Annotated in this window: 24 protein-coding genes; 20 read left to right on the plus strand and 4 right to left on the minus strand. The window is 66.0% G+C overall.

What is annotated here, in order from left to right; translation table 11 throughout:
- The first annotated feature begins 77 nt into the window (after window positions 1-77).
- The 4 genes from ABRP28_RS02915 to ABRP28_RS02930 all read left to right on the plus strand — a co-directional run bounded on the left by ABRP28_RS02915 (window position 78) and on the right by ABRP28_RS02930 (window position 4,771).
- Window positions 78-3,008, plus strand: coding sequence for a DNA translocase FtsK (locus tag ABRP28_RS02915; protein WP_350004620.1), 2,931 nt, complete (start codon window positions 78-80; stop codon window positions 3,006-3,008).
- Window positions 3,009-3,031: 23 nt separating this feature from the next.
- Window positions 3,032-3,676 (plus strand): CDP-diacylglycerol--glycerol-3-phosphate 3-phosphatidyltransferase, encoded by a 645-nt coding sequence (gene pgsA / locus ABRP28_RS02920; protein WP_350004618.1) that lies wholly within the window; start codon window positions 3,032-3,034, stop codon window positions 3,674-3,676.
- Window positions 3,673-4,167 carry a CinA family protein gene (locus tag ABRP28_RS02925; protein WP_350004616.1) on the plus strand — a complete coding sequence of 165 codons (495 nt, stop codon included), beginning with the start codon at window positions 3,673-3,675 and terminating at the stop codon, window positions 4,165-4,167. Before pgsA ends, ABRP28_RS02925 begins: the two co-directional genes overlap by 4 nt.
- 151 nt (window positions 4,168-4,318) lie before the next feature.
- Window positions 4,319-4,771 (plus strand): helix-turn-helix transcriptional regulator, encoded by a 453-nt coding sequence (locus tag ABRP28_RS02930; protein WP_350004614.1) that lies wholly within the window; start codon window positions 4,319-4,321, stop codon window positions 4,769-4,771.
- A 79-nt stretch (window positions 4,772-4,850) separates the two neighbouring features.
- Here ABRP28_RS02930 and ABRP28_RS02935 read toward each other — a convergent pair whose 3' ends face one another.
- The gene (locus ABRP28_RS02935) at window positions 4,851-5,381 is read right to left on the minus strand and encodes a MarR family transcriptional regulator (protein WP_350004612.1); all 531 of its coding nucleotides are present in this window, start codon (window positions 5,379-5,381) and stop codon (window positions 4,851-4,853) included.
- A gap of 41 nt (window positions 5,382-5,422) precedes the next feature.
- On the opposite strand from ABRP28_RS02935, the gene ABRP28_RS02940 reads away from it, so the two are divergent.
- The 6 genes from ABRP28_RS02940 to dapF all read left to right on the plus strand — a co-directional run bounded on the left by ABRP28_RS02940 (window position 5,423) and on the right by dapF (window position 10,978).
- Window positions 5,423-5,647, plus strand: a complete 225-nt coding sequence (locus ABRP28_RS02940; RefSeq protein ID WP_231456913.1) for a DUF3046 domain-containing protein — start codon at window positions 5,423-5,425, stop codon at window positions 5,645-5,647.
- Between the two features lie 190 nt (window positions 5,648-5,837).
- The gene (gene recA, locus ABRP28_RS02945) at window positions 5,838-6,893 is read left to right on the plus strand and encodes a recombinase RecA (protein WP_079595873.1); all 1,056 of its coding nucleotides are present in this window, start codon (window positions 5,838-5,840) and stop codon (window positions 6,891-6,893) included.
- Window positions 6,894-7,028: 135 nt separating this feature from the next.
- Window positions 7,029-7,520, plus strand: a complete 492-nt coding sequence (locus ABRP28_RS02950) for a regulatory protein RecX (RefSeq protein WP_350004724.1) — start codon at window positions 7,029-7,031, stop codon at window positions 7,518-7,520.
- 18 nt (window positions 7,521-7,538) lie between these two features.
- Complete coding sequence (gene miaB / locus ABRP28_RS02955) at window positions 7,539-9,098, plus strand: tRNA (N6-isopentenyl adenosine(37)-C2)-methylthiotransferase MiaB (protein ID WP_350004609.1); 1,560 nt, start codon at window positions 7,539-7,541, stop codon at window positions 9,096-9,098.
- Between the two features lie 3 nt (window positions 9,099-9,101).
- A complete protein-coding gene (gene miaA / locus ABRP28_RS02960) occupies window positions 9,102-10,001 on the plus strand; it encodes a tRNA (adenosine(37)-N6)-dimethylallyltransferase MiaA (protein WP_350004607.1) in 900 nt (299 codons plus the stop codon).
- Between the two features lie 32 nt (window positions 10,002-10,033).
- Window positions 10,034-10,978 (plus strand): diaminopimelate epimerase, encoded by a 945-nt coding sequence (dapF, locus tag ABRP28_RS02965; RefSeq protein WP_350004605.1) that lies wholly within the window; start codon window positions 10,034-10,036, stop codon window positions 10,976-10,978.
- Here the strand turns inward: dapF and ABRP28_RS02970 are convergent.
- Window positions 10,950-11,573 carry a class I SAM-dependent methyltransferase gene (locus ABRP28_RS02970; protein ID WP_231456917.1) on the minus strand — a complete coding sequence of 208 codons (624 nt, stop codon included), beginning with the start codon at window positions 11,571-11,573 and terminating at the stop codon, window positions 10,950-10,952. The genes dapF and ABRP28_RS02970 overlap by 29 nt on opposite strands.
- A gap of 447 nt (window positions 11,574-12,020) precedes the next feature.
- On the opposite strand from ABRP28_RS02970, the gene hflX reads away from it, so the two are divergent.
- Together hflX and ABRP28_RS02980 are read left to right on the plus strand one after the other, a co-directional pair.
- Window positions 12,021-13,604 (plus strand): GTPase HflX, encoded by a 1,584-nt coding sequence (gene hflX / locus ABRP28_RS02975; protein WP_350004603.1) that lies wholly within the window; start codon window positions 12,021-12,023, stop codon window positions 13,602-13,604.
- On the plus strand, window positions 13,597-15,654 hold the full coding sequence (locus tag ABRP28_RS02980; protein WP_350004601.1) for an ATP-dependent DNA helicase: 2,058 nt from the start codon (window positions 13,597-13,599) through the stop codon (window positions 15,652-15,654). Before hflX ends, ABRP28_RS02980 begins: the two co-directional genes overlap by 8 nt.
- Window positions 15,655-15,752: 98 nt before the next feature.
- On the opposite strand, the gene lexA is transcribed toward ABRP28_RS02980, so the two are convergent.
- Window positions 15,753-16,487, minus strand: a complete 735-nt coding sequence (gene lexA / locus ABRP28_RS02985) for a transcriptional repressor LexA (protein WP_350004599.1) — start codon at window positions 16,485-16,487, stop codon at window positions 15,753-15,755.
- Between the two features lie 323 nt (window positions 16,488-16,810).
- On the opposite strand from lexA, the gene ABRP28_RS02990 reads away from it, so the two are divergent.
- The 8 genes from ABRP28_RS02990 to ABRP28_RS03025 all read left to right on the plus strand — a co-directional run bounded on the left by ABRP28_RS02990 (window position 16,811) and on the right by ABRP28_RS03025 (window position 23,115).
- Entirely contained in the window at window positions 16,811-17,227 is a 417-nt protein-coding gene (locus tag ABRP28_RS02990) for a LysM peptidoglycan-binding domain-containing protein (protein WP_350004598.1), read from the plus strand.
- Between the two features lie 130 nt (window positions 17,228-17,357).
- Window positions 17,358-18,476 (plus strand): histidinol-phosphate transaminase, encoded by a 1,119-nt coding sequence (locus ABRP28_RS02995; protein ID WP_350004596.1) that lies wholly within the window; start codon window positions 17,358-17,360, stop codon window positions 18,474-18,476.
- Window positions 18,477-18,536: 60 nt separating this feature from the next.
- Window positions 18,537-19,163: an imidazoleglycerol-phosphate dehydratase HisB gene (gene hisB, locus ABRP28_RS03000; protein ID WP_066274905.1), complete on the plus strand. Its 627-nt coding sequence runs from the start codon at window positions 18,537-18,539 to the stop codon at window positions 19,161-19,163.
- Window positions 19,160-19,927, plus strand: a complete 768-nt coding sequence (gene hisH / locus ABRP28_RS03005; protein ID WP_350004594.1) for an imidazole glycerol phosphate synthase subunit HisH — start codon at window positions 19,160-19,162, stop codon at window positions 19,925-19,927. Before hisB ends, hisH begins: the two co-directional genes overlap by 4 nt.
- Complete coding sequence (locus tag ABRP28_RS03010) at window positions 19,928-20,086, plus strand: hypothetical protein (protein ID WP_181038237.1); 159 nt, start codon at window positions 19,928-19,930, stop codon at window positions 20,084-20,086.
- A gap of 39 nt (window positions 20,087-20,125) precedes the next feature.
- On the plus strand, window positions 20,126-20,872 hold the full coding sequence (gene priA / locus ABRP28_RS03015; RefSeq protein WP_231456923.1) for a bifunctional 1-(5-phosphoribosyl)-5-((5-phosphoribosylamino)methylideneamino)imidazole-4-carboxamide isomerase/phosphoribosylanthranilate isomerase PriA: 747 nt from the start codon (window positions 20,126-20,128) through the stop codon (window positions 20,870-20,872).
- Between the two features lie 14 nt (window positions 20,873-20,886).
- The gene (locus ABRP28_RS03020; protein WP_350004592.1) at window positions 20,887-21,762 is read left to right on the plus strand and encodes an SseB family protein; all 876 of its coding nucleotides are present in this window, start codon (window positions 20,887-20,889) and stop codon (window positions 21,760-21,762) included.
- A gap of 54 nt (window positions 21,763-21,816) precedes the next feature.
- A complete protein-coding gene (locus tag ABRP28_RS03025) occupies window positions 21,817-23,115 on the plus strand; it encodes an MFS transporter (protein ID WP_350004590.1) in 1,299 nt (432 codons plus the stop codon).
- Between the two features lie 177 nt (window positions 23,116-23,292).
- Here ABRP28_RS03025 and ABRP28_RS03030 read toward each other — a convergent pair whose 3' ends face one another.
- A complete protein-coding gene (locus ABRP28_RS03030; protein ID WP_174180349.1) occupies window positions 23,293-23,691 on the minus strand; it encodes a DUF1844 domain-containing protein in 399 nt (132 codons plus the stop codon).
- Window positions 23,692-24,020 lie beyond the last annotated feature (329 nt).

The following is a 24,020-nucleotide window of genomic DNA, read 5'->3' on the forward strand; positions in this document are numbered from 1 at the left end:
GTTTAAGGGCCGCAAACCGGGGACCGGCGGCACCCAAATCCCCGGAAATCCGGCCCAACTCGGGTACCGTGGCTACTATGGCCACTCGTACTACTTCCGCGCCCAATGGATCCAGCAGGGGCCGCGCCGGCAGCAAAACCGGCAGCTCCTCAGGCCGCGGCGCTGGCTCTGCGGCCGCCAAATCCGGGCGTGCCGGCGGCTCCTCCAGCACGGCCCGCACCCGCCAGCTACCCGCCGTCGAGCACCACCAGCCGTGGCTGCTGCGCGTGGTGGGCGGGGCGTGGCTGGGCCTCGGCCACCTGGTGGGCGGCGGCGTGCGGCGCATCGGCCATGACGTCAGCGACCTGCCGGCAGAGGACCGCCGGGACGGCGCGGCCCTGTTCAACCTGGCACTCGGGATCTTCATAGCCACCTTCGCCTGGTGGGGCCTCACGGGCTGGTTCCCGGACGCCGTGTATGCCGTGGTCAACGGGACATTCGGCTGGATCTCCCTGCTGCTTCCGCTCATGCTGTTTGTCTGCGCGTTCCGGCTCTTCCGCCAGCCATCCGACGGCCGTGGCAACAACAGGGTTGGCATCGGCTTCCTGATCATGACGTTTGCCGGCTGCGGGCTGGCGCACATGCTGGGCGGGGAGCCCACAGTTGCCCAGGGTTTTGACGGGCTCCGCCAGGCGGGCGGAATGCTCGGATTCCTTGCCGCCTCGCCCCTGGCCGCCATCCATTCCGCTGTTCCTTTGGTGCTCTACTCGCTGCTGGCGTTCGTCTCAATGCTGATCATCACCGCCACCCCGTTCACTGCGATCCCGCGCAGGCTGCATGCCGCCTACGAACACCTCATGGGCATCGACCTGCTGGATGAGCAGGACCGGGACAAGCATGACCGGGACAAGCATGACCGCAGCTACCTGGAACGGACCCCTGCGGCCGCGGCCCCCAAGAACGACAGGAAGAAGAAGCGCCGCTTCTTTGGCAAGGATGAGGAAGACGGCGACGCCGGCCTGGAAGGCTACGTGGGCGACGAAGCCTTCGAGCACGCAGTGATCGACGACGACGACGCAAAGGGAGGCCAGGAGCCGCGCCCGGCTCCTGGTGTCCGCCGTCCCACCCAGGCGGAAATCGCCGTCGAAAAGATCAAGGCAGCCCAGGGACTGGGCGCAGGCGCCTCGGCAGCTCCAGGGGAAAACGCCACCGAAGCCATCCCCATGATCACCCCCGGCATGGCCCCGCCTGCCGCAAAACCGGCAGCCGCGCCCACCGTGCCTTCCAACCCCGTGGCACCCGCGCCGCCGCCTGTTCCCATCCCGCAGCGCACTGAGCAGCTGTCGCTGGCTGGCGACGTTACCTACACGCTCCCGGCCTCGGACTACCTGACGCCCGGATCCATCCCGAAGGAGCGCACGGAAGCGAACGACGCCGTCGTCGCAGCCCTGACGGACACCCTTCAGCAGTTCAACGTCGACGCCACGGTCACCGGCTTCAGCCGCGGTCCCACCGTCACCCGGTACGAGATCGAGCTGGCCCCGGGAACGAAGGTGGAACGGGTCACCGCACTGTCCAAGAACATCTCCTACGCCGTGGCGTCCAGTGATGTGCGTATCCTCAGCCCCATCCCCGGCAAGTCCGCCATCGGCATCGAAATCCCCAACACCGACCGTGAGACCGTCTCCCTGGGCGATGTCCTCCGCAGCCAGAACGCCCGCCGGACGGACCACCCCATGGTGATGGGTGTGGGCAAGGACGTGGAGGGCGGCTACGTGGTGGCCAACCTCGCCAAGATGCCGCACCTGCTGGTGGCCGGCGCAACCGGTGCCGGTAAATCATCTTTCGTGAACTCGATGATCACCTCCATCCTGATGCGCGCCACGCCTGATGAGGTGCGCATGGTCATGGTGGACCCCAAGCGCGTGGAACTCACCGCGTATGAGGGCGTCCCGCACCTCATCACGCCCATCATCACCAATCCGAAGAAGGCCGCCGAGGCACTCCAGTGGGTTGTCCGTGAGATGGACGCCCGCTATGACGACCTCGCCAACTACGGCTTCAAGCACATCGACGACTTCAACAAGGCTGTCCGTGCCGGCAAGGTCCAGCCGCCGGTGGACTCCAAGCGCGTCATCCGCCCCTACCCGTACCTGCTGGTGATCGTGGACGAGCTCGCCGACCTGATGATGGTGGCTCCGCGCGATGTTGAAGACTCGATTGTCCGCATCACCCAGCTCGCCCGCGCAGCCGGCATCCACCTGGTCCTGGCAACCCAGCGGCCCTCCGTGGATGTGGTGACCGGCCTCATCAAGGCGAACGTGCCCTCACGCATGGCCTTCGCCACGTCCTCGGTAACAGATTCGCGCGTGGTCCTGGACCAGCCCGGCGCCGAAAAGCTCATCGGTCAGGGTGACGCCCTGTTCCTGCCCATGGGTGCCTCGAAGGCCATGCGCGTCCAGGGCGCGTGGGTCACTGAATCCGAAATCCACAAGGTGGTCGAGCACGTCAAGGGACAGCTCCAGGCCACCTATCGCGACGACGTCGCCGCGGAAGCGCCGAAGAAGCAGATCGACGACGACATCGGGGACGACCTCGAAGTCCTGCTGCAGGCCACCGAACTGGTGGTCACCACGCAGTTCGGCTCAACGTCGATGCTGCAGCGGAAGCTGCGCGTCGGCTTCGCCAAGGCAGGGCGGCTGATGGACCTGCTGGAATCACGGGGCGTGGTTGGTCCCTCCGAGGGCTCCAAGGCCCGGGACGTCCTGGTGAAGCCGGACGACCTCGCACCGGTCCTTGCCGCCATGAAGGGCCAGGAGGCCCCGGCAGCGCCCGACTCGCAGACCGCCGCGCTGAGCGATAACGCCAACGCCAACATCGCCCAGGGCGGCTACGCCGAAGACCTGGTGGCCGCAGACCTGGACCAGCGGAAGCAGAACGTCGAATATTACGACGGCTCGGATTCCCCGCCAGGCGGCTATGACGACGAGGACGGCTCCGAGGACGCCTGGTCCCTGACCGGTCGCTAGCCCGGGGACTGTAGCCTAGGAACGTGACTAGCACCGATGCAACCGCCGCCGGCCCGGGCCGTGCCGGGGTCTGGAACCTTCCCAACATCCTGACCATGATCCGCATCGCGCTGGTGCCGTTTTTTGTCTGGTTCCTCATTGCGGACGCCCCGGGGCTGCGCAGTGAGGCAGGCGTGTGGCGCTGGGCCGCGGTCCTTGCGTTCGCCGTCGCCATCTACACGGACAAGCTCGACGGCGACATCGCCAGGAGCCGGAACCTCGTAACTGACTTCGGCAAGATCGCTGATCCGATTGCCGACAAACTCCTTATCGGTTCGGCGCTGGTGATGCTTTCAGTGCTCAGCGAACTGCCATGGTGGGTTACCGTCCTGATCCTGGTCCGTGAATGGGGCGTCACCGCCCTGCGCTTCTTTGTGATCCGCTACGGCGTAATCCCGGCCTCCCGCGGCGGCAAGCTGAAGACCGTTGTCCAGACCGCGGCGATCTTCCTCTACCTCCTGCCGCTTGGCTCTTTTGCCCCGTGGCTGGTGTGGGTGGCATTCGCGGTGATGATGGCCGCTGTGGTGATCACGGTGTGGACGGGCGTGGAGTATGTAGTGGAAGCGCTGCGGATCCGGGCCAAGGGAAAGCTGCAGGCACGCACAGATAAAGGCCAGGAGCCCGCATGACCAACCTCCACCATTTGTCCGCTGACGCGGTCCGCAAGGCGCTCGACGCGGGCCGGACCGTTGCCACAGCTGAGTCATTGACCGCCGGAATGGTGTCGGCCGTCCTTGCCGATACGCCCGGCGCTTCCGGCATCCTGCAGGGCGGGGTGGTTGCCTATCAGAACTCCGTCAAGGAAAGGGTCCTGGATGTCCCGTCGGTGCTGCTGGCACGCGTCGGATCCGTGGACCCGGACGTCGCGGCGGCCATGGCTGCAGGAGCCCGGTCCGTCCTTGGCGCTGACATCGGCGTCTCCACCACAGGCGTTGCCGGGCCCGAAGCGCACGACGGGAAGCCCGTCGGCACCGTCTACATCGGCATAGCCACCGCAGCCGGGACCTCGGCCTTCGAATATGCCTTCTCGGGAAGCCGTGCCGAGATCCGCGGACAGGCCTGCGGTGCAGCCTTGGAAAGGCTCCTCGAAGCCCTGTCCGGCCAGGCCCGCCGCCCCTAAGTTACTGGGCGTAAAGTTGCCGGGAACAAAAGCCGGTACCGATTAGTTATTACTTTGTGTCGCTTCCGAAGAGCGGAGGCGCCTAGGATGAAATGACCACGACGGTTCGCCTTGCGGCGGACCTGACCAATGAGGGAGCAAGGCGATACAGATGGTAAAGCAGCCCGTATCCGTAAACGGCGTTGTCCGCTGGAAGGATGTGGGCCTCGCCGATCAGGGCAAGAGCGAACAGAAGGAGCGCAAGATGGTTGTACTTCGTCACGAAATTGGTGATGTCCTGCGCGATGTCCGCCAGCGTCAGGGGCGTACGCTCCGTGAAGTTTCGCACAGCGCCCGTGTCTCCCTGGGTTACCTCAGTGAAGTGGAGCGCGGCCAGAAGGAAGCATCATCCGAGCTGCTGTCTTCGATCTGCTCGGCCCTGGACGTTCCGTTGTCCAGCATGCTCCGCGAAGTGAGCGACAGGGTGGCTGTTGCAGAAGGCGTTGCCGTTCCGGACACCGTTCCCCAGGAATTCTCCCAGCGTTATGGCCGCGACCTTGAGCGCGACCTCAACACTGAACTTAACGACGAACTGTCCGCGGGCCTTCTTTCCGGCGCCCGGTAGGGTCCCGCCCGAAGACGGCTCCCGGAACGTAATACATTGAAGCCCCCGGCCGCGGCCGGGGGCTTCAGTGCATTTTGTGTTACTTGTCTTCACCGGTGGGCGCCGTGCCGTCCTTCGGGAAGCCGTCACGCTCGTAGGTGGAGTTCAGCTTGGCCATGCAGCGGGCCAGCTCCTCCAATTCCGCAACCGGCCATTCCCCCAGGCGTTCGCGGAACACCTGCCGCCGGGCGTCCTGGACCTGATGCATTTTTTCCTCACCTTTGGGTGTCAGCCGGATGGCCTGCGCCCGTCCGTCCAGGGGATCAGCCTCCTTGGACACGAGCCCCAGGCTCTCCAGGAAAGCAATCTGCCGGCTGACGGAAGGCTTTCCGACGCCGATGTTCATCGCCAGGTCGGTAAGGCGGATCGGCCCCTCCCGGCGGATGACCGTCAGGAGGCCGTACGCCGCAGGTTCCATATCCGGATGCACCTGGCGGGAAAGCTGGTTGGAGATCGACCGTGCGCGCCGCCAGAAAAGACTGATCTGGTGTTCCACGTTCTGCACCGCGGCGTCCACGGTGGCTTCGTCGTGGCGGCCCTGCAGGGACGGGACATCAGGGGAGTTGCTCATGGCAACAATTCTAGTGCGCGGGATCATGAGAGACTTTTCTGGTGCGAATCAGCGATTATTGGCGACTCATGGACGACGAATTCGGCGCCGGGTACTCGCGGGTCCTCAGCAGCACCCTTGTCCTGGCAGGAGTGGGCGGGCGCACCGCGGACCAGGCGCTTGCCGCCGGCATAGAGCCCCGCAGGGTGTGGCTGGCCCTCTGTGATGTGCAGGATGTTCCCGCGGAGCGCCGGCTGGGCCGGGACATCAAGCCCCGCACGGACTAGCCGGTTTCTCCTGACACGCCGTGCGGTTGTTCGAATACCTGTTCGGGTAAAGCTATGCTTTTCATAGCGGGTTATCCACATAGCCGCCCTCACCCGGCCGGAATGTCAGTGGGTCCCAGTAGCGTCAGAGATGACCAATAAACGGCCGCTGAGGCCACTCCAAAGCGAGAAAGCATTAGAGGTGTGAACCATGGCGGCAGCCCCGGATCGTGCAAAAGCGCTCGAAGCAGCGCTGGCCCAGATCGACAAGCAGTTCGGTAAAGGCTCGGTCATGCGGCTCGGCGATGAAGTCCGGGCCCCGATTGAGGTCATCCCCACCGGCTCCATTGCATTGGACGTTGCCTTGGGAATTGGCGGCCTTCCCCGTGGCCGTGTTGTTGAGATCTACGGGCCGGAATCGTCCGGTAAGACCACCGTAGCCCTCCACGCCGTGGCCAATGCCCAGCGCCAGGGCGGGATCGCCGCCTTCATTGACGCCGAGCACGCCCTTGACCCTGAATACGCCGCCAAGCTCGGCGTGGACACGGACGCCCTCCTCGTCTCCCAGCCGGACACCGGTGAGCAGGCCCTGGAAATCATGGACATGCTGGTGGGCTCGGGGTCGCTGGACGTCATCGTGATCGACTCCGTCGCAGCCCTGGTGCCGCGGGCCGAAATCGAAGGCGACATGGGTGACAGCCACGTCGGCCTCCAGGCCCGCCTCATGAGCCAGGCCCTGCGTAAGATCACCGGGCGCCTGAGCCAGACCAAGACCACCGCGATCTTCATCAACCAGCTCCGCGAGAAGATCGGCGTTTTCTTCGGCTCCCCGGAAACCACCACCGGTGGTAAGGCCCTGAAGTTCTACGCCTCCATCCGTATCGACGTCCGCCGTATCCAGACCCTGAAGGAAGGCGCCGATTCCGTCGGCAACCGGACCAAGGCGAAGATCGTCAAGAACAAGATGGCTCCGCCCTTCAAAGTGGCCGAATTCGACATCATCTACGGCCAGGGCATTTCCCGTGAGGGCGGCATCATCGACATGGGCGTGGAACACGGCATCATCAAGAAGTCCGGCTCCTGGTTTACCTACGACGGCGACCAGCTCGGCCAGGGCATGGAAAACTCCCGCAGGTTCCTCCGGGACAACCCAGAGCTTGCTGCCGAACTTGAGCGGCTGATCAAGGAAAAGCTCGGCGTGGGCGTCAAGCCTGCAGAGCCGGAGTCCAAGGACTCCCCGAAGCTGAAAGCCGTTGACGGGTTCTAGCAGTTGACGGATTTTGACACTCCGCGTCCCCGCCGTGCGAAAGCCGGCGGGCGGCGCGGCGTTTCACCTGGCGGCCCGTTCCAGGACGGTCCGGATCCAGGTTCCTCCGTTGCCGGGGATGCCGAGGCGGATCCGGTGTCCGTCGCACAAAACATCATCTATCGGCAGCTGACCGCTTCGGCGAAGAGCAGGCTGCAGCTTGCCAGGAAACTCGCCGAGCGGAACATCCCGGACGACGTCGCCGAGGCGGTGCTGGACAGGTTCGAGGAAGCACGCCTGATCAACGACGCCGACTTTGCCGACATGTGGGTGAGGAGCCGCTCCCAGTCGCGGAAGCTGGCCAAGGGAGCCCTCCGCCGCGAACTCGCGGAAAAGGGCATAGACCAGGACACCGCGGCCGCAGCGTTGGAACAGTTGACGGATGCGGATGAGGAAGCCGCCGCACGGCAGCTTGTGGAGCGGAAGCTCCGCCCGGGAACGGATTTCGAGGACCGGGCGGAGCGGGACAAGGCAACCCGGCGGCTTGCATCAATGCTCGCCCGGAAGGGCTATCAGCCCTCGCAGGCGTTCCGGATTGTCAACGAGGTCCTGGAGTCCTGCGCCGGACCCGATAGTGCGAACCTGTAAAACCGGTACCCTTAACAGGTGAGTTTGACCATCCCTTCCCCCCTTTCCGGTACCAGCCCCTCCGCAGAAGCTGAAGGTGCACCGCAAGCCGGTGGCCCTAGGCCCCGCACGTACCAGGTGCGTACGTTCGGCTGCCAGATGAACGTCCATGACTCAGAGCGGATGGCCGGCATGCTGGAGGACGCAGGGTATGTGCCTGCGGAGGACGAACAGGCTGACGTCGTGGTGTTCAACACGTGTGCGGTCCGGGAGAACGCTGACAACAAGCTCTACGGCAACCTGGGCATCCTGGCTCCGGTGAAGGCCGCAAACCCGGGCATGCAGATCGCGGTGGGCGGCTGCCTGGCGCAGAAGGACAGGGAGACCATCCTGAAGAAGGCGCCGTGGGTGGACGCTGTCTTCGGCACCCATAATGTTGGCGCCCTGCCCGCACTGCTGGAACGTGCGCGGCACAACAACGAGGCGCAGCTGGAAATCCTGGAGTCGTTGGACGTCTTCCCGTCCACGCTTCCCACCAAGAGGGACTCCGTCTACTCAGGCTGGGTATCCATCTCCGTCGGCTGCAACAACACCTGCACCTTCTGCATCGTGCCCGCCCTCCGCGGCAAGGAGAAAGACCGCCGGCCCGGAGACATCCTTGCCGAGATCCAGGCACTGGTGGACGACGGCGCCATCGAAGTCACCCTCCTGGGCCAGAACGTCAACTCCTACGGTGTGGAGTTCGGCGACCGGCAGGCCTTCTCCAAGCTCCTCCGGGCCTGCGGGGACATTGAAGGCCTGGAACGGGTACGGTTCACCAGCCCGCACCCCGCCGCGTTCACCGACGACGTCATTGATGCCATGGCCGAGACCCCCAACGTGATGCCGCAGCTGCACATGCCGCTGCAGTCGGGGTCGGACAAAGTACTTCGGGACATGCGGCGTTCCTACCGGTCCAGCAAGTTCCTGGGCATCCTGGACAAAGTGCGCGACAAAATCCCGCACGCTGCAATCTCCACCGACATCATTGTTGGGTTCCCCGGCGAAACCGAAGACGACTTTCAGGCAACACTGGACGTGGTGGAGAAGTCACGCTTCGCCACCGCCTTCACGTTCCAGTACTCCAAGCGCCCGGGCACCCCTGCCGCTGACTTGCCCGACCAGCTGCCCAAGGCCGTGGTGCAGGAGCGGTTCGAGCGACTGACCGCCCTTCAGGACCGGATTGCGGCGGAGGAGAACCGGCGCCAGCTCGGACGCCGGGTTGAGGTCATGGTCACGGCGCAGTCCGGACGGAAGGCAGGGGAGACGCACAGGCTCTCCGGCCGTTCCCAGGACCAGCGGCTTGTGCACTTCTCGGTCCCTGAGGGTGCGCCTGCTCCACGGCCTGGAGACCTGGTCACTGTCACCATCACCGAGGCCGCAGCTTTCCACCTTGTCGCCGATCCCGCCCCCGGGGATTACAGCCTTCGCCGCTCCCGCGCCGGTGACGCCTGGGACAGGTCGCAGGCAGACTCCTGCGGAGCACCCGCACCGGGGTCCGGTGCCGGCGGCAAGGGCGTATCGCTGGGCATGCCCTCGTTGCCCGTCCGCACCCGCTGACCGGTGGGCTCACCGCCTGTCATCGCCGTCGTTGGTCCCACTGGGTCCGGCAAGTCTGACCTTGCCGTCAACCTTGCCCTGGAACTGGACGGCGAAGTCATCAATGCCGACGCCATGCAGTTCTACCGGGGCATGGACATTGGCACGGCAAAAATCACCGACGCTGAACGCAAGGGCGTTCCCCACCACCTGCTGGACATCCTGGAGGTAACCCAGGAAGCCAGCGTGTCGCAGTTCCAGCAGCAGGCCCGGGAGCTCATCACGGACATTCACGCCCGCGGCAAGCGCGCCATCCTGGCCGGCGGCTCCGGCCTCTACGTGCGGGCCGCGCTGGACATCCTCGAATTCCCGGGCACTGATCCGCGGGTACGCCAAAGCCTGGAATCCGAACTCGCCGCCCAGGGGACCGCGGTGCTGCTGGAGCGGCTGCGGAAGGTGGATCCGGTGTCCGCCGGCCGGCTGTCAGATGACCGGAGGGTTATCCGCGCCCTGGAGGTCCATCAGCTCACCGGACGGCCGTTCAGTTCCTTCATGCCGCAGCGTGAGTACTTCCAGCCTGCCGTCCAGGTTGGCCTGGCGGTGGACCGTGAGGCGCTTCGGGACCGGCTTGGCCGGCGTGTGCACGGCATGGTGGAGGCCGGCCTGCTCGCCGAGGTCCAAGAGCTGGACGCCCGCGGGCTGCGGCAGGGTAAGACTGCCCCCCGCGCCCTGGGGTACTCGCAGTTCCTGCGTGTTATCGACGGCGAGTGGACTGTTCCCGAGGCCGCTGAGGACACCATCGTGGCCACCCGCCAGTTCGCCCGGCGCCAGCTCACCTGGTTCCGGGCCGATCCGCGCATCCACTGGCTGGACTGGCAGGATCCGGCCCTGCTGGCCACAGCAGTGGGGCTCTGCCGTTTTTAGGGCTGCACCGCACGGCCGGTACCCTTGGAACCATGGACACAACCCTCGCAGAAACCACCGAGCCGGCCTTAAGCACCCTGAGCGGGCTCCGCTTCTCCAAGGGGCACGGCACCGGCAATGACTTCGTCCTGGTGGCTGATCCCGAGGGCGTCCACACCATCACGGCCGAAGCCGTTGCAGCCCTGTGTGACCGGCACCGCGGGATCGGCGGGGACGGCCTCATCCGGGCAGTCCCGTCGCGGTTCCTCCCGGAAGGCCGCGAGTTGATGGCTGCCGCACCCGAGGCTGAGTGGTTTATGGACTACCGCAACGGGGACGGCTCGCTGTCCGAAATGTGCGGCAACGGCGTCCGCGTCTTTGTCCATTTCCTCCGGACCGAGGGCCTGATCGAGCTGCCCGACGGCGGCGCCCTCACCATTGGTACACGGGCCGGGGTCAAAACCGTGGTGCGGACGGGGGAAGGCTATGCCGTGGACATGGGGCCGTGGGAGTTCATCTTCCCGGGCGAGGCCACGGCCAAGGCCATGGATTCACTGGTGACCGCCGAGGGCCTGGAGGTTCCACGCCCCGCCCTTTCGGTCAGCATGGGCAACCCGCACACGGTTGTTGCCCTCGCCGAGCTTTCCGAACTCGCGGGAACACGGCTGTTCACCGCGCCCGTGGTTGACCCCGTCCCAGCCAACGGGACCAACGTGGAATTCGTGGTTCCGTCCGAGCCGCTGGTCCACGACGGCGTTGGCTCGGTAACAATGCGCGTGCATGAACGCGGCGTGGGGGAGACCCAGTCCTGCGGAACGGGTGCCTGCGCCGCCGCTGTGGCCATCCGCCACTGGGCGGGCGCGGAAGCCCCGGACGCCTGGCGCGTCCACGTTCCCGGAGGCGTGGTGGGAGTCAAGTTCTTCGCCGGTCCAGGAGGCCACGAACACGTGGAGCTCAGCGGTCCGGCAGTTATTGTGGCAAACGGGACGCTTTCCTGACCTTCAGGATCCGGAACGACTTCGAGGTTGACTCCCGGCTGACCGTGAACGATTCGTCCAGTTCAGCTGCAAGCCACCGCTGAAGCGAGTCGGCCCCGAGGTTCTTCTGCACCACCAGCCAGGCCGTCCCGCCCGGAGCCAGGCGCGGAATCCACAGCTTCAGCAGTGAGTGCAGTTCGTCCTTGCCGATCCGGATGGGCGGATTGGACCAGATCGTGTCAAAGCGCAGCTCGGGATCCACGGCGTCGGGGGTGCTGGCTGTCACGTTGGCAAGCCCCAGTGCTGCGGCGTTCTCGTTCGTCAGCGTGATGCAGCGCTCGTTGACGTCCACGGCGTAGACCCGGGCGGAGGGCGCCTTGAGGGCCATGGTCAGGGCAATGGGTCCCCAGCCGCAGCCGATGTCCAGGAGGTTTCCCTGGGGCGCGGGAGCGGGAACCTCGCTGAGCAGGATCGCCGTGCCTTTGTCGATCCCGTCGGGGCTGAAGATGCCGGAGGAAGTCTGCAGCCTGCGCGTCTGCCCGGCGAGCTCAACAGCCAGGGGCTTGCGGGTGAAAGGGCCGGCGGGTGTTGCGCTGAAATAATGTGCGGACTCCATAACTGGCCAGAGTAGTTCCCCTTGCAGCGTAAAGGGAAACCGCGGGTATGGCCCTCTGCTAGGCTGGAGGGCATGTTCCTGATCTTCGAGTAGCCGGCACGGGCCACGCCCGTCCCGAAGCCTGTCCTCAAGCGACAGCATGTCCCACCCAGCGATGCGGTTTCTCCGAATCTTCCGCTGTGTGCACCGGACCACGCGGAATCCGCCTGTTCCGGTCGCCGGACCACACTCGAAAGCCAGCTTCCTGCTGGACTTATCGCCGTTTCCGGCTGTTTCCTTCTCCGCTACGAACCACCACGTGGCACCCCTGCCGTTGCTGCTGTCCGCAGCGCCGGCCCAGCAAGCCAGGAGCCTTGGATGACCGCAGGCCGTCAGCCCACCGCGAATACTTCCCCAACCACCAGCAATCGGCACTATTCTGGAGCTGCCGAATCTTCAAAGGAGACCATGACCAGCCAGCCCAACACCGGATCAGATCCAGCCGCCCAGGACATGAGTCCCGAGGAAATCCAGGCTGTCATTGACCGGATTCTCTCCAAGGACGTACCGGCCAGGACCCCCAGCCCGCACAGCGGCGAGGCGAAGGGCAGCGACGGAAGGGCAGTGTTCGGCAAAGCCCAGGCAATTTCCCGCCTGGACGAAGAACATTCAACGTACGACGGCGACCAGCAGGACCTCGAGGAACGCCGCGCCCTGCGCCGTACCGCAGGACTGTCCACCGAACTGGAAGACGTCACTGAGGTCGAGTACCGCCAGCTGCGCCTTGAGCGCGTGGTCCTGGCGGGGCTCTGGTCCGAAGGCACCCTGGCCGACGCCGAGAACTCGCTGCGGGAACTCGCCGCCCTTGCCGAAACTGCCGGCTCCGAGGTCCTTGACGGACTGGTCCAGCGCCGTGACAAGCCGGACCCCGGGACATTCCTGGGCTCGGGCAAGGCGCTTGAGCTCCGGGACATCGTAATGTCCACCGGCGCGGACACCGTTGTTGTGGATGCCGAGCTTGCACCCTCGCAGCGCCGTGGCCTGGAGGACATCGTCAAGGTCAAGGTCATCGACCGGACAGCCCTGATTTTGGATATCTTCGCCCAGCACGCCAAGAGCCGCGAAGGCAAGGCGCAAGTGGAGCTGGCGCAGCTCGAGTACCTCCTGCCGCGCCTGCGCGGCTGGGGCGAGTCAATGTCCCGCCAGGCCGGCGGGCAGGTGGGCGGCGCCGCGGCCGGCATGGGCTCGCGCGGTCCCGGTGAAACGAAAATCGAGCTGGACCGCCGTCGCATCCGTACCCGGATGGCCAAGCTGCGGCGGGAGATCGCCGCAATGAAGCCGGCACGCGAGACCAAGCGGGCCAACCGCCGTCGTAATTCCGTGCCGTCCGTTGCGATCGCCGGCTACACCAACGCGGGCAAGTCCTCGCTGCTCAACCGCCTGACCGACGCCGGAGTCCTGGTGGAGAACGCCCTGTTCGCCACCTTGGACCCCACTGTCCGCAAGGCCGAAACTGCGGACGGGCTGGGCTATACGCTCGCGGACACTGTGGGCTTCGTCCGGTCGCTGCCTACGCAGCTGGTGGAGGCGTTCCGCTCCACGCTGGAGGAAGTTGCGGACGCGGACCTCATCCTCCACGTGGTGGACGTCTCGCACCCGGACCCGGAAGGACAGATAGCTGCAGTCCGCAAGGTCTTCAGCGAAGTGGACGCCCGCAAGGTGCCGGAGATCATCGTGCTCAACAAAGCCGACGCCGCCGATCCCTTCGTGGTGGAGCGGCTCAGGCAGCGCGAGCCGCGGCACGTAGTGGTGTCCGCCCGAACGGGCGAAGGCATCGCGGAGCTGCTCAAGGCGATCAGTGACGCCATTCCCAGGCCAGGCGTCAAGCTGGAGCTGCTCATTCCGTACGATCGCGGAGACCTGCTCAGTAAACTCCACGAGTCTGACGCCGAGATCATCAGCGTGGACCACGTGGAGGAAGGCACCCGGGCCGTGGTGATGGTCCGGGAGGGCTTTGCGGCCGAACTGGAACCCTTCGTCAGCAATGACTGACCTCGTGGCCCCGGAAGCCATGGAGACGGCCGGCGAGCAGTTCGTGATCGAACTGCTCGACCGGGCCGTTGCAGGCATGGGCGGACAGAGCCGTGAGGGCCAGCATGAGATGGCCAGGCAGGTGGCCCGTGCGCTGGGAACGGGGGACCACCTCCTGGTCCAGGCAGGCACGGGCACCGGCAAGTCGCTGGCCTACCTGATACCCCTCATCGCCCACGCCCTGGAAAGCAACAAGCCCGCCCTGGTGTCCACGGCCACGCTTGCGCTCCAGACGCAGATCGTTGGCCGGGACCTGCCCCGGCTGCTCAAGGCCATCACTCCCGCCCTGGACAGGCCGGTCAAGGTGGCGCTGGTCAAGGGGCGGTCCAACTATGTCTGCCGGCACAAGCTGGAAGGCGGCTTCCCCAGCGAGGAACCTGCGGAAGGCCAGCTGTTCAGCCTGGGCGAGGACACCAGTGTGCCGCACTTCGCGGCCTCCGTTGGCGGCCCTTCGTCCCAGCTCGGCAAGGAAGTGGTACGCCTGCGGGAGTGGGCGGAGAAGACCGCCACTGGCGACCGCGACGAGCTGCTGCCGGGCGTTACGGACCGCGCCTGGCGCCAGGTGTCCGTGACCTCCATGGAGTGCCTCGGCGCCCAAAAGTGCCCCATGGCAGCAGAGTGCTTCAGTGAACTTGCCCGGCAGGACGCTGCGGAGGCGGACGTCGTGGTCACGAACCACGCGATGCTCGCCGTCAGCGCCTTTGAGGGGCTGGCGGTCCTGCCCGAGTACGACGTCGTGGTGGTGGACGAGGCGCACGAACTCCAGGACCGGGTCACGGGGGCGGTCTCCGGACAGCTGTCCGTGGCCATGGTCCATGCGGCTGCCGCCGGAGCCCGCAAGCACACCGCCATCACCGTTGACGCGCTCAACGCCGCGGCCGCCAACCTGGAACTTGCCCTCGCCGCAGTGCCGAACGGACTGCTGCCCAACGGGCTGAATGAAGAACAGCTGGACTGCGTGGACCAGCTGCGTGATGCCTGCCGCGCCGCCCTCTCGGATTCGAAGGGGGACGGCAATGCCACGCCCGACGGCGGGAGGCAGCTTGCGCGGTCCCGCCTGATGCTCATCCTGGAACTTTGCGAACGGCTCCTCGCTGCCCGGGAGAACCGCGAAGTGGTGTGGTTTTCCCGCGCCAGCGCCTTTGATCCCGCGCAGGAATTTTCCCAGCCGGATGAGACGGCGCCGGCTTTGATCAACATTGCGCCGCTGTCCGTGGCCGGGCGGCTGCGGGAAGGCCTGTTCTCCGGGCACACCGTTGTACTTACTTCTGCCACGCTGGCCATTGGTTCAGCGTTTGAGCCTGCCGCCGGCGGGCTGGGACTCGTGGGCGAGGGTGCCCCCCGCTGGAAAGGCGTGGACGTGGGGTCGCCCTTTGACTACCCCAAGCAGGGCATCCTCTACGTTGCCGGGCACCTGCCGAAGCCCGGAAGGGGCGCATCCCCGGAAGCACTTGACGAACTCGAGGCGCTCATCCGCGCTTCCGGCGGCGGCGCACTGTGCCTGTTTTCCTCCCGGCGCGCCGCAGAGGAAGCCGCCGAAGCCCTCCGCCCCAAGCTGGACATGACGGTCCTCTGCCAGGGCGATTCCACCATGACCGCCCTGGTGAAGCAGTTCGCCGACGAGCCCGATACCTGCCTGTTCGGAACCATGTCCCTGTGGCAGGGCGTGGATGTCCCTGGCGGGTCCTGCCGCCTTGTGGTGATAGACCGGATTCCCTTTCCGCGGCCGGACGATCCCCTCATGACGGCGCGCTCCCGGGCCGTGGCACAGGCTGGCGGCAACGGCTTCATGTCGGTTTCGGCCACCCATGCCGCCATCCGGCTCGCCCAGGGCGCAGGCCGGTTGATCCGCTCCACAGGGGACAAGGGAGTGGTGGCTGTGCTTGACTCACGGCTTGCCACCGAGCGCTACGCAGGGTTCCTCCGGGAAGCGCTGCCGCCGTTCTGGTCCACAACGGACCGGAAGACGGCAATCGCGGCCCTGGAGAGGCTGGCCGGCGAGAACGCCTGACGCCTGGGCGGGGCAGTGTTTGGCCGAGCTGAGTGTTTGGCCCGGCAGGGCCCAACACTGCCGGAGCCTGCTGTGCCCCCGGGGCGGGGGGAACCTGGCTACAGGGAGCGGAGCACTGAAACGACCTTGCCCATGATGGTGGCGTGGTCTCCGAGGATTGGCTCGTACTGGGTGTTCTGGGGGAGCAGCCAGGTGTGGCCGTCACGCTGCCGGAATGTCTTGACGGTGGCCTCATCGTCGAGGAGGGCAGCGACGATCTCGCCGTTGGCTGCATCCGCCTGGCGGCGCACCACAACCCAGTCGCCATCACAGATGGCCGCGTCCACCATGGAATCCCCGGCCACCCGGAGCATAAACAGTTCGCCCTGGCCCACCAGCTGCCGGGGGAGCGGCATAACGTCCTCCACCTGCTGGTCGGCCAGGATGGGACCACCGGCTGCGATGCGGCCAACAAGTGGAACCATCGCAGTGTCAAGGGCAGTGGGCAGCTCCGTGACAGTGGCGCCACCGCTGGGGGGCACTGCTGATGGCTGGCTGGCGGGTTTGGCCGCACCGCCGTCCAAAGTCAGGGGCATCAGGACCTCCATGGCGCGCGGACGCTTCGGGTCACGGCGCAGATAGCCCAGTTTTTCCAGCTGGGACAGCTGGTGGGTGACGCTGGAAAGGCTGGCCAGGCCCACGGTATCTCCGATTTCCCGCATGGACGGGGGGTAGCCGTTCACATTGACGGAACGCTGGATCGTTTCCAGGATCTTTTTCTGCCGTGGCGTCAGGCCCTTGGCGGTCCTCTTCGGTTGCGCGGTTGCCCTGCCCCCGGCGGCTGCTGCTGCCATATTCGCCAATGCCTTTCGGTGTCCGCCGGGCCTATCCACGGCAAGGCCCTGGACGATCCCGCCCCATAATGTCAGACCCTGCTGATCGACTGTCCGGGTGGTTGTTCTTTCGTTCAAAACTAGGCCAGCCACACTGCTTTTTCAAACATTTGTTCTAGCGAGTCTCGACAATGTTCGTTGATAGGTGCTAAAACAGAAGAAGCAAAGTTCGAACATATGTTCTACTGCGAACGCCGGCCATTCGAAAGTGGCACCGGAAAGCCCTAGGGGGCGTCGGAGCAGAACATCCGGGCAGCACAGTATGGTCCAGGAGGGCTCAGTTCATGTCAGCTACATCTGTTTCGCGGGGTTCACGTCCACAGCTGCTCTCTGTGCAGCACCTTCTGTCCCGGCCTGAAGAGCGGCAGCCGGAACGGCCGGCCCCCCTTCCGCCCCTGCGGCTGACCCGGCGCGGCCGCATCGTGCTGATCGGTATTCCCCTGGTTCTTCTGGCCGCCCTGCTGCTCTCGCTGGCAGGCTTCTTCAACTCCCCGGCAAAAGCCTCCGACTCAGACGCGGAGCTCCAGACGACCTCCGCGGTCACCGTGACGGTCCAGCCCGGCCAGTCGCTGTGGGGGATCGCAGCCGCCGTGGCGCCTGATCGCGACGCACGCGATGTTGTGGCCGACATCGTGCAGCTCAACAACCTCTCCGCAGGCGCAGTCTTCCCCGGCCAGCAGTTGTTCGTTCCCGCCGGCTGAGCTGCCATAGCCGGCAGCAGGGTCCGGACCAGCGGGGGCTGCTCCATGGAATGGGCCGGGGGCGCATGCCGAGGGCGAACAGGAACCCGTCACATTTTCCGCCCTCCGGCACGGGCACTAAACTGTTCAGGTGAATGACCAGCTAGAACGCCTGAACCGGCTTCCCCTCCGCAGCAACCTCCGCGGGCTTACCCCTTACGGTGCGCCCCAGCTGGACGTCCCCATCCTCCTGAACGTCAACGAAAACACCCATGGTGTTCCGGCGGACGTAAGGGCGGCCATCAGTGCGGCAGTCACCGAAGCCGCCGCGGGCCTGAACCGCTACCCGGACCGGGAGTTCACGGAACTGCGCAAAGCGCTGGCGGAATATCTGGGCCACGGCCTCGATGAGACCAACCTCTGGGCTGCGAACGGCTCAAACGAGGTACTCCAGCAGATCCTCCAGGCATTCGGCGGTCCCGGACGCACAGCGCTCGGCTTTCCCCCCACGTACTCGATGTATCCGCTGCTGGCCAGCGGAACGGACACCGAATACATCGTCGGAGAGCGCGCCGAAGGCTACGGCCTCAGCGCTGAATCGGCAGCGCGGCAGGTCAAGGAACTGCAGCCCAACATCGTCTTCCTCTGTTCGCCCAACAACCCCACGGGGACCGGGCTGGGGCTGGATGTCGTGGAGGCCGTGTACGAGGCAGGCGAAGCAAGCCAGACCATCGTCATTGTCGATGAGGCATACCACGAGTTCGCACACGACGGGACGCCCAGCGCACTGACGTTGCTGCCCGGCCGGGAGCGGCTGATCGTGTCCAGGACCATGAGCAAGGCATTCGCGCTGGCCGGAGCCCGACTGGGCTACATGGCTGCCGCACCCGAAGTTGCCGATGCCCTCCGCCTGGTCCGGCTGCCGTACCACCTCTCAGCCATCACGCAGGCCACTGCCCTGGCTGCCCTCCAGCACCGCGAGGCACTGATGGCGGATGTGGAAGACATCAAGAAGCAGCGGGACCGCATCGTGTCGGAGCTGACGCGGATGGGCCTCAAGCCCGCAGCGTCGGACTCCAATTACGTCTTTTTCGGCGGACTGGAGAACCCGCACCAGGTCTGGCAGGAGCTGCTGGACGCCGGAGTGCTGATCCGGGACGTGGGGATTCCCGGCCACCTCCGGGTCACGGCCGGAACTGAGACCGAAACCACAGCCTTCCTCACATCCCTGGAAAGCATCCTTGCAAGCCAGGCCACGCTTCCCGCCTAGACTGGAAGCAGCGGCGCTGGACGCCCTGAACCACCCCATCTGCCCAAAAGGACCCAAAGCATGAGTACCACCGGATCGAACGTGGCTGCGGCCCGCACTGCGCGCATGGAACGTGCCACCAGTGAGTCGTCCGTGCTCGTGGAAATCAACCTGGACGGCACCGGCACCTCGGACATCGACACGTCGGTACCTTTCTACGACCACATGCTCACGGCGCTCTGCAAGCACTCGCTGATCGACATGACCGTCAAAGCCACAGGTGACATCCACATCGATGTCCACCACACCGTGGAGGACGTAGCCATCACCTTCGGGGAGGTGCTGCGCACCGCGCTGGGAAACAAGGCCGGCATCCGCCGGTTTGGCGAGGCCACCGTTCCCCTGGACGAGGCCCTTGCGCACGCCGTCGTTGACGTTTCCGGACGTCCCTACCTGGTGCACGGGGGCGAGCCCGCCGGCCAGGAATACCACCTCATCGGCGGCCACTTCACGGGATCCCTGACCCGGCACGTCTTCGAGGCCATCACGCTGCACGCGGGTATCTGCCTGCACATGAACGTCATCGCGGGCCGCGATCCGCACCACATCGTAGAGGCCCAGTTCAAGGCGTTCGCGCGGGCGCTCCGTGCTGCCGTGGAACCTGATCCCCGTGTTGAGGGGATTCCCTCCACCAAGGGTGCGCTGTGAGCGGCCAGGTCCTTCGGGACGGTGCCATCGTCGATCCCTCCGCTTCCCACAAGCTGCCCTCGCCCGAGGGCAAGCCCACCGTCACCGTCCTGGATTACGGCTCCGGAAATGTCCGGTCCGCCGTGCGGGCACTGGAACGGGCCGGGGCGGAAGTCATCCTGAGCTCCAAGCCCGAGGACGTCCTGAACGCCGACGGCCTGGTGGTTCCCGGAGTCGGGGCCTTCGAAACAGTGATGCGTGAGCTCAAAGCCGTGGACGGCATCCGCCTCATCGGCAGGCGGGTGGCCGGCGGCCGGCCGGTCCTGGGCATCTGCGTAGGCCTCCAGGTCCTTTTTGAAGCCGGAGTGGAGCATGGCACCGAGGCTGAAGGCATGGGTGAATGGCCCGGCAAGGTGGAACTCCTGCCGGCGGACGTGGTTCCGCACATGGGCTGGAACACCGTCAAGGTGCCCGAGGGGTCGAAGCTGTTCGCCGGCGTCGAAAACGAACGCTTCTACTTCGTGCACTCCTACGGGGTCCAGGAATGGAACTTCGACGTCATTCAGCCGCGGATGGCCGCGCCCCTGGTCACATGGTCCGAACACGGCGCGCCGTTTATCGCTGCAGTCGAAAATGGCCCGCTCTGCGCCACCCAGTTCCACCCCGAGAAATCCGGTGACGCGGGCGCGCGCCTGCTGCACAACTGGGTGGATGCCCTGCGCAGGCCCTCCGCCGGCAGCCAGGCTCCCGGTGATGGGTCCTCGCCGGAAGAAGGCTCCGCCTAGATGTGGTCCGTTCTCCTGATGGGGCTCGCCGGCGTACTCGTCGGCGGCGCCCTGTCCTTCAGGCAGCAGCACAAGCCGCTGTGGACCCAGATATCGTTTTACGTTCTTGCGGGCATGTCGCTGCTCGCCGCCTACCTGCTGACGCTGCCGGGCAACTGACCGCGGCAGGCCATCCTGCCCCCATCCTGAGGATTCAACATGAGCACTGCAACCGACCTGCCCGTTCTCGAACTGCTGCCCGCCGTCGACGTCGTCAACGGCCAGGCCGTCCGGCTGGTGCAGGGCGAGGCAGGCAGTGAGACCAGTTACGGAACGCCGCTTGAAGCGGCACTGAACTGGCAGCAGCAGGGAGCTGAGTGGGTCCACCTGGTGGACCTGGATGCAGCCTTCGGCCGCGGCTCAAACGCGGAACTGCTGCGCGAGGTGGTGGGCCGGCTGGACATCAAGGTGGAACTGTCCGGCGGGCTCCGCGACGACGAAACCCTTGAAGCGGCCCTGGATCTCGGCGTTGCCCGCGTAAACCTGGGAACCGCTGCGCTGGAAAACCCCGAATGGACCCGCCGGGCCATCGAGCGGTTTGGTGACAAGATCGCCGTCGGACTCGACGTCCGCGGAACCACCCTGGCCGGCCGCGGCTGGACAAAGGAAGGCGGAGACCTCTGGGAGGTCCTGGGCCGCCTCGAGGAAGCAGGCTGCAGCCGGTACGTGGTCACGGACGTGACAAAGGATGGCACCCTGCAGGGGCCCAACGTGGAACTCCTTCGCCAGATGGTGGAGAAAACGGGCAAGCCCGTTGTTGCCTCCGGAGGCATCTCCAGCCTCGACGACCTCAAGGTCCTGCGTTCCCTGGTGCCGCTGGGCGTTGAAGGGGCGATCGTGGGCAAGGCCCTCTATGCCGGCGCCTTCACGCTGCCCGAAGCCCTCGACGTGGCCGGCCGCCGCTAAGGGCGCACGCCGTCATGGGCAACGAATCAGGCGCTACGCCCCGGCAGCTGCCGGGGCATATCGCTGCGGCACTGGCGGGCGCCGGCGGCGCCACGGACTCCGCAGGGCAGCCCTGGGCGGGGCGGAGCCTGGCCGGCGACGACGCCAGGATCCACAATTTCGAGAACGACGACGGGACGGCCAGCAGCGCCTACGCCGCCGCCATCGCGGCACTCCGGGAGGGAAGCGGGGACGAGGCGGGCGTCGTTGCCTCGCTCGCCACCGCACGCGTGTTTATCCCGATTGTTGCCCAGCTAGCGGAAGAAGCGGAAGGCCAGGACGGCCTGCAGGCAGATAAACAGGCCGACATGGCGCTGGTAACGCTCAAGGCCCCGGATGGCAGGACGGCGATGCCCGTCTTTACCTCCGCAGCGGCCCTGTCCGCCTGGCATCCGGACGCCAGGCCCGTTGCCGTGTACGCCGCCCGCGCCGCCCTCTCAGCCGTCTCCGAAGGTGCAGAGCTGCTGGTTCTTGACCCAGGCTCTGACTTCACCTTCGTGGTCCGGCGGCCGGCCGTGTGGGCGCTGGCCCAGCAGCAGCAGTGGACGCCTTCCTATAAGGACCAGGAACTCGCTGAAGAAATGGGGAGGGCCGCCGCCGGCTTTCCCGCCGTCCGGAACATGGAACTGGTGCCCGGCAGGGGAGTGGCCGCCCGTGCCGCCGATGGAACGGTGGCTGCCGGCGGCGGTGCCGGGCCTGAACTGCAGGTGGTGCTCTACCTTGAGGACGGGCTGGATGCCGCGGGGGTGCAGGAGCTCGTGTCCGGACTCCAGGCCCAGTGGTCCCGGAATGTATTGTTTGGGGAGCGCGTCGACTCGATCGACGTCAAGTTGAGGCGCGCAGACCACTAGCCGGCAGCCAGCGGGGTGATCCCCGGCTGCTGCGGCAGACCTAAGGATCGCTCCGTGAATTTCGCTCTCTACCGGGAGTTGCTCGCCGTCCGGCCAATCCGCCGGCTGTTGCTGGTGGGCATGGTTGCCCGCATTCCCCACTCCGCCGCCGGGGTGCTGCTGACGCTGCACATCGTCCTCACCCTTAACCAGGGGTACGCAGCCGCCGGCGCCGCCGCGGCCGTCATGACCATCGGCATTGCGGTGGGTGCGCCATGGCGTGGCAGGCGGGTTGACACCGTGGGCCTCCGGACAGCACTTATCCCCTCGGTGATCTCGGAAGCAGTTATCTGGTCCGTTGTTCCGCATGTGTCCTACCAGTGGCTCCTTCCGCTGGTGTTTGTGGGCGGGCTGCTCACACTCCCCATTTTCAGCGTGGTGCGCCAGTCCCTGGGCGTGCTGGCCGACGGCGACCAGCGCCGTACAGCCTTCGCCCTCGACGCAATCACCACTGAGGTGGTGTTCATGATCGGTCCCGCAGCAGGCGCAATCGTCGCCACCAGCGGCTTCACGGTGCTGGGCCTCACCATAGTGGGGGTCTCCACGTCCCTGGCCGGACTGTTCCTGATGTGGTTCAACCCGCCCACCCGAAGCCCTGCGCAGGACGGGGAACGCAGTGCCGACGAGCGCCACGCCGCCGAGGCCGCCGTGGTGTCCGCCGCCCCCGCGCACTTGCAGGAGGCTGCGGCAGAACTGGTCCCTGCGGGCACCGCGCGTCCCGGACCGGGCCTGCGCGGCAAAGTGGCCCACAACTTCGCCTGGTTCACCGCCACCGTGGCGGCCGTCTTCGCTGTGGCAGCAGGGGCGGGCATGGTGCTGAGCGGGACCGACGTCGGCATTGTCGCTGCCCTGGAAACGGGAGGACGCCAGGCCGAAATCGGCATCGTTTTCCTCTTTTGGTGCGCCGCGTCCGTGGTGGGAGGCCTGGTTTACGGGGCCATGCACCGCCCGGTCTCGCCGATCCTCCTGCTGCTCGGAATGGCGGCCCTGACCATCCCCATGGGGTTTGCGCACGATACCTGGTCGCTCGCGCTCGTCTCAATCCTGCCGGGGCTGCTGTGCGCGCCCGTGCTGTCCTCAGCATCGGAGAAAGTTGCGGACCTCGTGGCTGAGGAACGCCGCGGCGAGGCCATGGGCTGGTACGGCTCGGCCCTCACGGGAGGCGTGGCCCTGGGTGCGCCCCTCGCGGGCGTCTTCATCGACGGCACAGGGCCATCCGGCGGCTTCGTTGCGGTGGGCACAGCCGGCGTCGTGCTCTGCTTCGCAGGCCTTGTCCTCCAGCAGCGCCGCCGGGGGAAGATCAGGGCCCAGTAACTCCCAGCCCGGCAATTCCCAGCCCGGCAGGCCGAGTTTTTGTCCACATATGCAGACTTCCAAGGCGTTAAAGTCGGCATATCTGGACAAAAACTCCGTTAAATGGACGACGGCGGGACGACCTTTGAAGGCCATCCCGCCGTCGTCGGGGGTTTAGAAAAGGGTGTGGCGGTCCGGTCAGTTAACTGCCCCGGTGTACTTCTCGCCCGGGCCCTTGCCCGGGGCGTCGGGGATCAGGGACTCTTCGCGGAACGCCAGCTGCAGGGACCGCAGTCCGTCACGCAAGGGTCCGGCGTGCTGTGAGCCGATCTCCGGGGCGGCGGCGGTCACCAGGCCGGCCAGGGCGGTGATCAGTTTCCGGGCCTCGTCCAGGTCCTTCAGTTCCTCGGCATTGTCCTCGGCCGCCAGCCCCAGCTTCACTGCGGCTGCACTCATCAGGTGGACGGCCGCTGTGGTGATGACCTCGATCGCCGGCACTTCGGAAATGTCGCGGATCTGCTGCGAGACGTCGCCGGCGGCACCTGCCTCATCCGCCGCAGGCTCGAAAACGTATGAATTACTGTCTGGGGTGCTCATACTGGTAAGCTTGACACAGACCGACTGGATGTCGTTATTTCAGAGATTGTTCCAACGATCAAGGTTCCCACCGGCGCTGCACAGCGTTGACGGGAATTTTTTCTGTAAGATGGCATGCAGTTTGCAAGCGGAGTTCTCTCCCACCCGCGCCAGCCGCTGTTCCGGATTTTTTGGAACTCAAGGTTGCCGGGTACCTGGTTGGGCATGGCCCCGGCAACAGCCGGAGCGGTGTACGCAGTCCCTTCGCGGGATCCGCATCCGACCTATCAGAGGCCTTCGATTGCTCCGGCAATTGGGGGCCTTCTCTATTTGCCGGGATTCCACAACAA

Origin of the sequence: Pseudarthrobacter sp. WHRI 8279 (assembly GCF_040224115.2) — a bacterium.
Lineage (GTDB): Bacteria > Actinomycetota > Actinomycetes > Actinomycetales > Micrococcaceae > Arthrobacter.